Origin of the sequence: Magnetospirillum sp. UT-4 (assembly GCF_902729435.1) — a bacterium.
Lineage (GTDB): Bacteria > Pseudomonadota > Alphaproteobacteria > Rhodospirillales > Magnetospirillaceae > Magnetospirillum.
This window is the reverse complement of record NZ_CACVCG010000091.1, coordinates 1-9,707: the sequence shown is the minus strand read 5'-3', so window position 1 is coordinate 9,707 and position 9,707 is coordinate 1. Positions and strand designations below refer to the sequence as shown.

Below are 9,707 nucleotides of genomic sequence, written 5' to 3'. Positions count from 1 at the left end.
GCTTCGCCCCCCGCTTCGGCTTGCATCGCCTGCCGATTCGTGTATAGTCCCGCGCTTCCAAAACCCTTGCCGCCCCGCCTGTCCTGGTTGGGTGGCTATGCCCGCCGGGCGAATCGTCGTCCGTCGCGGGAAGAGAAAAGCCAGAAGGGAAGATTGAATGGCTTTGTATGAATGCGTGATCCTCGCGCGCCAGGAGGTTTCGGCCCCGCAGGTCGAGACTCTGGTCGACGAGATGGCGGGAGTGATCTCCCAGGGCGGCGGCACGGTCTCCAAGAAGGAATTCTGGGGCCTGCGCAACATCGCCTACCGGGTGAAGAAGAACCGCAAGGCCCATTACGTGCTGCTCAACATCGACTCGCCGTCCGCCGCGGTGAAGGAGATGGAGCGCCAGATGTCCATCAGCGAGGACGTCCTGCGCTACCTCACCATCCGCGTCGACGAGCTCGAGGAAGGCCCGTCGGCCATGATGCAGGCCAAGAACAGCCGTGACGACCGCCCCCGCCGCGAAGATCGCGGCTTCGGCGACCGTGGCCCCAGGGAAGACCGCCCCCGCGACGACCGTCCCCGCGAGGACCGTCCGCGCCGTTCCGAGGGAGTTGAATGATGAACGACGGCAAGACCGCGGAGCGGCCGCGCGCCGCTTCGGGCGGCGCCCGCCGCCCCTTCTTCCGCCGCCGCAAGACCTGCCCGTTCACGGGTGAGGGCGCGCCGAAGATCGACTACAAGGACACCAAGCTGCTGAGCCGCTTCATTTCCGAGCGCGGCAAGATCGTGCCCAGCCGCATCACCGCGGTGTCGGCCAAGAAGCAGCGCGAACTGGCCCAGGCCATCAAGCGCGCCCGCTTCCTCGGCCTGCTGCCTTACGTGGTGAAGTAAGGCTCCAGTGGTCCGGGACCTCGGCCTGGCACTGGCGGCGGGATTGCTTTCGGCGGTCCTGTTCCTGTCCCTGGCCAAGGGCCTGGCGGCCGGAATCCTGCTGTCCTACGTCGCGCCGCTGCCGTTGCTGATGACCGGGCTGGCCCTGGGATCGGCGGCGGCCTTCGCGGCGGTGGCGGCCGGCGCGGCGGCGGTGGTGGCGGCGGCGGACATCGCCTCGCTGCTTCCCTTCGCCGTGGTGGCGGGATTGCCGGCGCTGGTGGTGAGCAGCCGGGCCCTGCTGTGGCGCGAAGCCGCGGACGGGTCGCGGGAATGGTACCCGCCGGGCCTGGTTCTGGCCTGGCTGGCGGCCCTGGGAGCCTTGCTGGTGGTGGCCGGCGCGATCCTGGTCCCATCCCATCCCGAAGGGGTGCGGGGCTGGATCGCAGACACCGTCGGCCGCATGCTGGAGGCCTTCGCCCCCGACGTGCCGGCCGAGGCGCGCCGCCAGGCGGTGGAATGGTGGACGCCGCTGTTCCCGGCCATGGTGGTGTCGTCGTGGCTGGCCATGGCGGTCATCAACGCGGCGGCGGCCCAGGGGCTGCTGGTGCGTCTGGGGCGCAACCGCCGGCCCAGCCCGGCCTATCGGCAGCTGTGGCTGCCCGACTGGCTGGCGGTGCTGGCGGCCGCGGCCGGGATGGTGAGCTTTGCCGGCGGCGACGCCGGGTATGTGGCGCAGAGCGTCTTCGTGGTGACGCTGGTGCCGTTCGGTTTCCTGGGCCTTGCCGCCATCCACGGATGGACGGCGGGCCGGGCCAATGCGAGGCTGATCCTCGCGGCGGTCTATGCGATTCTGGTCCTGGCCTTCGGATGGGCGGCACTCGCCGTCGTCGGGCTGGGGCTGGCGAGATACGTGACGACGCGATTCCGCCGCCCGGACAGCGGCGGCGGCATGGAGGGATAAGATGGAAGTCATTCTGCTCGAACGGATCGAGAAGCTCGGCCAGATGGGCGAGGTGGTGAAGGTGAAGCCCGGCTTCGCCCGCAACTTCCTGCTGCCCCAGAAGAAGGCTCTGCGCGCCAGCAAGGAGAACCTGGCCTATTTCGACAAGCAGCGCGCCCAGCTCGAGGCCGCCAACCTGAAGCGCCGCGAGGAGGCCGAGAAGGTCGCCGCCAAGATGGACGGCCTCAAGGTCCTGATGGTCCGCCAGGCCGGTGAAGGCGGGCAGCTCTACGGCTCGGTTTCCGGCCGCGATCTGGCCGACGCCATCAAGGCCGCCGGCTTCACCGTCGAGCGCCAGCAGGTCAACCTGGACAACCCGATCAAGAGCCTGGGATCGTATCCGATCCGCGTCGCCCTGCATCCGGAAGTCTCGGTGACCGTGAACATCACCGTCGCCCGCTCGCAGGAGGAGGCCGAACGCGCCGCCGCCGCCGCGCAGGCCGCCGAGGAAGCCCCGGCCGAGGACATGCCGGCCGAGGACGGCGCCGACGACGCCGCCGAGGCCGAGGCCGACGCGGAAGTCTAGCCTTCCGGTATTTGACGTTCGCCGCAGGGCGGCGGAGGGGGTTCCCCTTCCGCCGCCCTTCGTGCGTCCTGCCCCCCCCTATCCTCTGGCCGGCTGTATCCGCCGCCCGCCGCGCCCCATCTCGTCCCCGGGAAACCCTGACGGGGACGTGCCATGGACCCTCTCGACCTGTTGTTCACGCGCCTGATCCGGCGCCAGTCGCTGCGTGTCGTCGATCACGAGGGGCGCAGCCGCGACTACGGCGACCATTCTGCGCCGCGGGCGGTGGTGCGCGTCACCGATCCCGGGACCGCCCGCCGCATCGCCCGCTCGCCCCACTACCACCTGCTGGAGGCCTTCACCGAGGGCACCCTGGTGGTCGAGGAGGGCGGCATCTACGACCTGCTCGACGTCTGCGCCCTCAATCTGGCCGAAGGCGGGTCCAGCCCGTGGCACCGCCTCTACCGCGCCGCCGGCACCCTCGCGCTGCTATGGGAGAACTACAATCCGGCCCAGCTGGCCCGCCGGCGGGTGTCGCGCCACTACGATCTCAGCGGGGATCTCTTCCGGCTGTTCCTCGATTCCGATCTGAACTATTCCTGCGCCTATTTCGCCGAGGCCGGCATGTCGCTGGAGGCGGCGCAGGCGGCCAAGCAGCGCCACATCGCCGCTAAGCTGGCGCTGGCCGACGGGCAGCGGGTGCTCGACATCGGCTCGGGCTGGGGCAGCCTGGCGCTGGCCTTGGCCCGCATGTCCGAGGTCGAGGTGGTCGGCATCACCCTGTCCGAGGAGCAGCTTGGGGTGGCGCGGCGGCGCGCCGCCGAGGCCGGCCTGGCCGGGCGGGTGCGGTTCGAGCTGATGGACTACCGCAAGCTTTCGGGGCGCTTCGACCGCATCGTCTCGGTCGGCATGTTCGAGCATGTCGGGCGCCTCCACTATCGCGCCTTCTTCCGCAAGGTGCACGAGGTGTTGGCCGAGGACGGCATCGCCCTGCTCCACTCCATCGGCGAATTCGACCGCGGCGGCTCGCATCCGTGGATGCGCCGGCACATCTTCCCCGGCAGCTATACCCCGTCCTGCAGCCAGGTGCTGCGCGCGGTGGAACGTTCGGATCTGCTCGCCACCGACCTGGAAATCCAGCGCCTGCACTACGCCGACACCCTGCGGGCCTGGCGCGAGCGCTTCCTCGCCAACCGGGCGCAGGCCGCCGACCTCTACGACGAACGCTTCTGCCGCATGTGGGAGGCCTATCTGGCCGCCGCCGAGGTGGGCTTCCGCCGCCTGTCGCTGATGGTGTTCCAACTGCAGATGGCCAAACGCCGCGACGTGCTGCCGCTGACCCGCGACTACATGGTCGAGGCCGAGCGCCGCCTGGAATCGGGAGCGGAACGGCGGGCGGCGGAGTGAACACTCCCCTCCCCTTGATGGGGAGGGGTTGGGGGTGGGGTGAAGCCGCACATTCCAGCATCAACGCGGTTCCCCCCACCCCAACCCTCCCCACAAGGGGGAGGGAGGGAGGGAGCGAGGTCAGGGCTTCTTCACCGGCGCCGCCGCGGCCGCCGGTTCCTCGGCCCAGCGCATGGGGCATTCGGCGGCGTGGCGGTCGCGCCAGTCCTTCAGCACCGTGGTCCGGGTCTCGTGGGTCAGCCGGCCCTTGGCATCCTTCACCACCTTGCGCGCCACCAGCGTCACCACCGGGAAGTGGTTGGTGTTGAAGCGCATGCCGCCGCGCACCGAGGCGAACTCGGCCCGGCGCAGGGCGGTCCGCAGGGTTTCGGCATCGCCGGTGCGGCCGTGGGTGGCGCGCAGCGCCCCGTCCAGCAGCAGCGCCGCGTCGAAGCCCTGGGCAACCCAGCTGGTGGCGGGGCGGCCGAATTCGGATTCGAAATCGCCGAGCAGGCGGCGGTTGGCCGGCAGGTCGAAATCGGGGCTCCAGGCGGCGATGCTGACCACGTCCAGGGCGGCATCGCCCATGGCCGCCAGCAGCGGCCGTTCCACCGCCTGCCAGGGCACATAGAGCGGCCGTTCCACCTTCAGGCCCGATCCGGCGTAGGCGCGCACGAAGGCGCCGCCCACCCCGCCGGTCAGCAGGCTGTAGACGGCATCGGGCGCCTGCTCGCGGATATGGGCCAGCTCGGCGGAGAACAGCGTGGCGCCGGGCTTGGGCCTCAGCACTGCAATCACCTCGCCGGGAAAGGTGCGCTTCAGCGCCGCCACCGCCTCGGTCGTGCCCGGGCGGTCGGGGCCGACCACCGCCAGCCGGCGCACCCGCTCCGCCGCCAGCAGCTGGCCCAGGGCCTCGTGCACGCCATCGGCCTGCGGCGCTACCGAGAACAGCCACGGGCTGCATTCCGCCCCCGCCAGCTCCGTCGGCATCTGGTCGAGGCCGACCACGAACAGCCTGGCCGAAACCAGCGGCTTGACGATGGCCGCCATGGCCGGCAGCGACACCCCGGTCAGCACCACGTCCAGGCGCTCGCGCTCGAGCAGGCGGCGCACCTGCTGGCGGGCGGTGTCGGGCGAGCCGCGATCGTCGGCCACCACCACCCGCACCTCCTGATTGCCGAAGCGCCCGCCCAGCTGCTTGAGCCCGAGGTTGAAGCCGTCCACCAGGTCCTGGCCGCCGATGGCGCCCGGCCCGGTCAGCGTCGCCACGATGCCGATGACGATGGACGGGTCGCTGGCCCCCGAGCCGGCCGGCAGCGCCGAGGCGGCGCCGGGCGACAAAGCCAGGATCAGGGCGCAAAGGACATGGCGCAGACGCTTCATCGCTTCCCCTTCGCCTTGGCGAACGCCGCCGCCAGCGCCCCCTGCCCCGCCGGAGCGGCGGGAGCCTGCTTCGGTGCCTTGGGCGCCGGGGCCGCCGCCGGCTGGTCGCGGCGCGGCGGCGGGGCCTCGCCCTTGCGCATGCTGAGGCCGATGCGCTTGCGCTTCAAGTCCACTTCCATGACCTTCACCGTCACCACGTCGCCGGGCTTGACCACCTCGTGCGGGTCCTTGACGAAGCGGTCGGCCAGGGCCGAGACGTGGACCAGGCCGTCCTGGTGCACGCCGACATCGACGAAGGCGCCGAAATTGGTGACGTTGGTGACCACGCCTTCCAGCACCATGCCGGGTTGCAGGTCCTCCATGCGCTCCACCCCGTCCTTGAAGGCGGCGGTCTTGAACTCCGGGCGGGGGTCGCGGCCGGGCTTCTCCAGTTCCTTCAGGATGTCCTTCACGGTGGGCTCGCCGAAGCGCTCGTCGGTGAAGCGGCGCACGTCCAGGCTGCGCAGGAAGGCGCCGTCGCCCACCAGCTGGGCGACGCTGCGGCCGGTGGCGGCGACGATGCGCTCCACCACCGGATAGGCCTCGGGGTGGACGCCCGAGGCATCCAGCGGGTCCGAGCCGCCCTGGATGCGCAGGAAGCCGGCGGCCTGCTCGAAGGCCTTCGGCCCCAGCCGCTCCACCTGCCTCAGCTGGGCGCGGCGGGCGAAGGGGCCGTGGGCGTCGCGATGGGCGACGATGTTGGCCGCCACCGTCGGGCTGAGGCCGGCGACGCGGGCCAGCAGCGGGCCCGAGGCGGTGTTGACCTCGACCCCCACGGCGTTGACGCAATCCTCCACCACCGCGTCGAGGGAGCGGCCTAGGCGGGTCTGGTTGACGTCGTGCTGGTACTGGCCGACGCCGATGGATTTGGGGTCGATCTTGACCAGCTCGGCCAGCGGGTCCTGCAGCCGCCGCCCGATGGAGACGGCGCCGCGCAACGAGACGTCGAGGTCGGGGAATTCCTCGGCGGCCAGGGCCGAGGCGGAATAGACCGAGGCGCCGGCCTCGGACACCACCACCTTCTGCAGCTTCAAATCGGGATGGCGGGCCAGCAGCTCGCCCACCAGCCGCTCGGTCTCGCGCGAGGCGGTGCCGTTGCCGATGGCCACCAGCTCAAGGTTATGGCGGCGGCTGATGCTCGCCAGGGTCTGCAGCGCCCCCATGACGTCCTGCTTGGGCGGGAACGGGTACACGGTGGCGGTCTCCACCACCTTGCCGGTGGGGTCGATGGCGGCAACCTTGACCCCGGTGCGGATGCCGGGATCGAGGCCCAACGTGGCGCGCATGCCGGCCGGCGCCTGCAGCATCAGGGCGCGCAGGTTGCGGGCGAAGACGGTGATGGCCTCCTCCTCGGCGGCCTCGCGCAGGCGGCCGGTCAGCTCCAACTCCAGATGCAGGTGAATCTTCACCCGCCAGGCCCAGCGCACGGTGTCGGCCAGCCAGGAATCCGCCGGCCGGCCGCGATCGGCCACTCTGAACCGATGGGCGATGGCCAGCTCGGCCGCCGTCGGGCCGCGCAAAACCTCGCCCTCGGGCAGCGCCGCCTCTTCCCGGGTCAGGAGTTTCAGATGCAGAACATTCTCGTTGCGCCCCCGGAACAGCGCCAGCGCGCGATGCGACGGGATGGCGCGGATGGGCTCGCGGTAGTCGAAGTAATCCGAGAACTTGGCCCCCTTCTCCGCCATCCCCTCGGCCAGGGTGGAAACCAGCACGCCGCCGCTCCACAGCTCGTCGCGCAGGGTGCCCAGCAGTTCGGCATCCTCGGCGAAGCGCTCCATCAGGATCTGCCGGGCGCCGTCGAGGGCGGCCTTGGCATCGGCCACCTCGGCCGACAGGTACCTGGCCGCCTCGGCCTCGGGCACCAGATTGGGATCGGCCAGCAGGGCATCGGCCAGCGGCTCGAGGCCATGTTCACGGGCGATCTGCGCCTTGGTGCGGCGCTTCTGCTTGTAGGGAAGATAGAGGTCCTCCAGCCGCGCCTTGGACTCGGCGGCCTCGACCAGGAGCTTCAATTCGGGCGTCAGCTTGCCCTGCTCGTCGATGGATTTGAGCACCGCCGTCCGGCGCTCCTCCAGCTCGCGCAGATAGCCCAGCCGCTCCTCCAGGGTCCGCAGCTGGGTATCGTCCAGCCCGCCGGTGGCCTCCTTGCGGTAGCGCGCGACGAACGGCACGGTGGCGCCGCCATCCAACAACTCGACGGTCGCCGCCACCTGCGCCTCACGGACGTTGAGCTCGGCGGCGATACGGGCGGCGATGGAAGGAAGGGTCATCGGGGGTCCCGGGATCGGTGGCAGGGACCCGAGGGTTTAGCGCGGAAACACGGCGGGGGGAAGGGGGGCGGTCACACCGTGGCTGGCTCTTTGGGCGCCCATAGGGAATTGACGTCTTAAGCAGCCCTGGCACACGCGCACTTTCGGCGCTCCTTTCAAAAAATTCCCTATTGACTACACTTGCGGCTATGGCAAAAGGGTCGAAACACTCCCGTCAGTGGCAAGATAAAAAATGCGCAAGCTCGTAGTTTCTATTGTCCCACTTGGAAGCCTGAAGCACTCCGTCAATATGCAGGGCCTTGAAAAATGGCCCAGCAAACTCTTCACGATTCGGCATGGCGCCTCAGTCAACCACCTCCCAGATGCAGCGGGAAATAACTGGGAATATACAAAAGTGCAGCTAAATAATATAGTTCGACACGACGAGCAATCCGATATTACACTTGCATTGATAAACGCCAAACTTGAGGGCAATTATTATATACGCACACTATCTCGTAACATTGCCGTCATTTCTTTATATGAAATGGCTGATATTGTACTATCAGCCAACCTTACCATTGAAAACTTCATATTGCGGAACACATATGAACTTGCAACCATATACGAGGCGGACGGGCACTCTCTGGATAACGCCTACACTTGGCCCCACGATGATATTCGTGGATGTCTATATGATATGAACGCCAATAAGTATGACATTATTTTTTCTATGCACCGCCCATCTCTATGCGGAAACTGCAGGAGCAAAATACAGTCAATGCAAGTTAGGTCTGGTTTTTTACCTGCAATTGATGCAGAGCTAAGGCTCATCAAAAAGACTCTTTATTTTCGAATTAATGAATGGATAAAATCGCATCCATTATATGCATTAGCTATCGCAGCAGCATCTGCCACATCCATCAACCTAATAGCGAGCGTAATTTTTGAGAGCGTTAAACGTTTTATTCCATGGATTAGCTAATTAACTTCAGAATTACGGTGCCATTGCACTCAATTCCCTCACTCCCAGCTTCTCCCGTTGGGGCGATGGCGCTTCCATCGGGTTGAGCCTATCGGCGTTCATCTGTGTTGCCATGGCAGGCTGGACTTGGCGGTACATGCGGTGGCCGGGCAGGAAATGGGGTCAGTCCATTTTCTCCAGCGCGCAATTCCACCCCCGGGCCATTCCCGCTCGTCACCCTCTGCCGGAGCAAGATGTTGGAAACCCGCCGACACGTGGCCGTACAGCAGCGGGTGGGCGAGGTTGCCGAACTTCCACTGTATGGGACAGGCTGCGACGACTGTGTCGGCCCGTGCGTTTGAAAAGGCCCGTGCGCCGAGCAGAAGGCCGAGATAAACGGATTTCATGGTACAGATTACGGACGCAGATCAACGAGGTGCAGCGCGGGTGGGTCACCGAATTTGGTCTCGGGATGGTATTCCACTGCGACGGTCCTGTCCCGTGATGCCCACACGACCTTGTGCCAATTCATATATTTGGGCTCATCCGGCTTCAGGGGCCAAAGGTCACGTACAAGCCCGAACCGGAGCACCAGCGCCTTTTCCTGGTCCGAATGGCCCATTTCGCCCAATGCCTGGATGATTTCGCGCACCCTGCCGGTCTTGCCGAAACCGATTTCCAATCTTTGGGACGCCCGGCTCAACGCCAGGCGGGCGGAACCAGCTTCGTGGGTGGAAAAACCTTCGGAGGCGGCGCGTTGTCGAACCTGGTCTGCGGTCATGCCGAGGCGGAACCCAAGCAACGCGACATTCCGTGTGATGGGCTCGATGAGGTGTGTGACCGGCGGCTTGGCGGCCAAAGCCTTGGGAACGCGGCAGCCGACCACGTCGCCCTCGGGCGTCTTGTGCCATCCCCATTGGGAAATGGGGCCGGGGACCTCGACGATGAGGCGGTACAAATGCCGCTCGCTGTCGCTGCCGTACTCGCAGAAGAGCTGGGCGCCCTCGGGATGGCGCTCCAGATTGTCACGTTCTACGTCCGGCCAGTCGAAGCTGAACTCGTAAAAGAGGGGGGCAAACAACAACCGCTTGGATGGATCCAAGGGCCAGCGATGTGGGCAATCGACCCAAGCCAGCGTTGCCGGGGGCGGGCAAGCCGGGTGTTCGGGCCCGAAATGGAAGGTCCCCGGGCAGACATCCGGCTCCTCCCGGGCGAATGCGGGCAATGCCAGGCATGAAATCACCAGAAACGCCGACCCCTTCATTCGCATCAGCGCACCCCCTTGGACTGACACTGCGACAGCGGTGACGGCATTTTAGAGCG

General features: G+C 67.1%; 9 protein-coding genes. 6 read left to right on the top strand and 3 right to left on the bottom strand.

Translation table 11 applies throughout. The features are described from left to right. The first annotated feature begins 157 nt into the window (after positions 1-157). The 5 genes from rpsF (at position 158) to MTBUT4_RS13320 (ending at position 3,770) form a co-directional block, all read left to right on the top strand. Entirely contained in the window at positions 158-604 is a 447-nt protein-coding gene (gene rpsF / locus MTBUT4_RS13340; RefSeq protein ID WP_173980186.1) for a 30S ribosomal protein S6, read from the top strand. After that, a complete protein-coding gene (rpsR, locus tag MTBUT4_RS13335; RefSeq protein WP_173980185.1) occupies positions 604-876 on the top strand; it encodes a 30S ribosomal protein S18 in 273 nt (90 codons plus the stop codon). The genes rpsF and rpsR overlap by 1 nt, the downstream gene beginning before the upstream one ends. A gap of 7 nt (positions 877-883) precedes the next feature. Next, a complete protein-coding gene (locus MTBUT4_RS13330) occupies positions 884-1,819 on the top strand; it encodes a DUF2232 domain-containing protein (protein WP_173980184.1) in 936 nt (311 codons plus the stop codon). 1 nt (position 1,820) lies between these two features. Then, positions 1,821-2,384, top strand: a complete 564-nt coding sequence (rplI, locus tag MTBUT4_RS13325) for a 50S ribosomal protein L9 (RefSeq protein ID WP_173980183.1) — start codon at positions 1,821-1,823, stop codon at positions 2,382-2,384. Between the two features lie 153 nt (positions 2,385-2,537). Next, positions 2,538-3,770 carry a cyclopropane-fatty-acyl-phospholipid synthase family protein gene (locus MTBUT4_RS13320; RefSeq protein ID WP_173980182.1) on the top strand — a complete coding sequence of 411 codons (1,233 nt, stop codon included), beginning with the start codon at positions 2,538-2,540 and terminating at the stop codon, positions 3,768-3,770. A 120-nt stretch (positions 3,771-3,890) separates the two neighbouring features. On the opposite strand, the gene MTBUT4_RS13315 is transcribed toward MTBUT4_RS13320, so the two are convergent. After that, positions 3,891-5,132 carry an ABC transporter substrate-binding protein gene (locus MTBUT4_RS13315; RefSeq protein WP_173980181.1) on the bottom strand — a complete coding sequence of 414 codons (1,242 nt, stop codon included), beginning with the start codon at positions 5,130-5,132 and terminating at the stop codon, positions 3,891-3,893. Beyond that, a complete protein-coding gene (locus tag MTBUT4_RS13310) occupies positions 5,129-7,441 on the bottom strand; it encodes a Tex family protein (RefSeq protein ID WP_173980180.1) in 2,313 nt (770 codons plus the stop codon). Before MTBUT4_RS13310 ends, MTBUT4_RS13315 begins: the two co-directional genes overlap by 4 nt. A gap of 232 nt (positions 7,442-7,673) precedes the next feature. Between MTBUT4_RS13310 and MTBUT4_RS13305 the strand changes: the two genes are divergently transcribed. Next, positions 7,674-8,405 (top strand): hypothetical protein, encoded by a 732-nt coding sequence (locus tag MTBUT4_RS13305; protein ID WP_173980179.1) that lies wholly within the window; start codon positions 7,674-7,676, stop codon positions 8,403-8,405. 394 nt (positions 8,406-8,799) lie between these two features. Here MTBUT4_RS13305 and MTBUT4_RS13300 read toward each other — a convergent pair whose 3' ends face one another. Beyond that, on the bottom strand, positions 8,800-9,654 hold the full coding sequence (locus tag MTBUT4_RS13300) for a hypothetical protein (protein WP_173980178.1): 855 nt from the start codon (positions 9,652-9,654) through the stop codon (positions 8,800-8,802). Positions 9,655-9,707 lie beyond the last annotated feature (53 nt).

What these genes read in the sequence shown, in the direction of transcription:
- MTBUT4_RS13310 (WP_173980180.1), bottom strand. Translation starts at nt 7,441, where the DNA reads ATGACCCTTCCTTCCATCGCCGCCCGTATCGCCGCCGAGCTCAACGTC.
- MTBUT4_RS13300 (WP_173980178.1), bottom strand. Translation starts at nt 9,654, where the DNA reads ATGCGAATGAAGGGGTCGGCGTTTCTGGTGATTTCATGCCTGGCATTG.
- rplI (WP_173980183.1), top strand. Translation starts at nt 1,821, where the DNA reads ATGGAAGTCATTCTGCTCGAACGGATCGAGAAGCTCGGCCAGATGGGC.
- MTBUT4_RS13320 (WP_173980182.1), top strand. Translation starts at nt 2,538, where the DNA reads ATGGACCCTCTCGACCTGTTGTTCACGCGCCTGATCCGGCGCCAGTCG.
- MTBUT4_RS13305 (WP_173980179.1), top strand. Translation starts at nt 7,674, where the DNA reads ATGCGCAAGCTCGTAGTTTCTATTGTCCCACTTGGAAGCCTGAAGCAC.
- rpsF (WP_173980186.1), top strand. Translation starts at nt 158, where the DNA reads ATGGCTTTGTATGAATGCGTGATCCTCGCGCGCCAGGAGGTTTCGGCC.
- MTBUT4_RS13315 (WP_173980181.1), bottom strand. Translation starts at nt 5,132, where the DNA reads ATGAAGCGTCTGCGCCATGTCCTTTGCGCCCTGATCCTGGCTTTGTCG.
- rpsR (WP_173980185.1), top strand. Translation starts at nt 604, where the DNA reads ATGAACGACGGCAAGACCGCGGAGCGGCCGCGCGCCGCTTCGGGCGGC.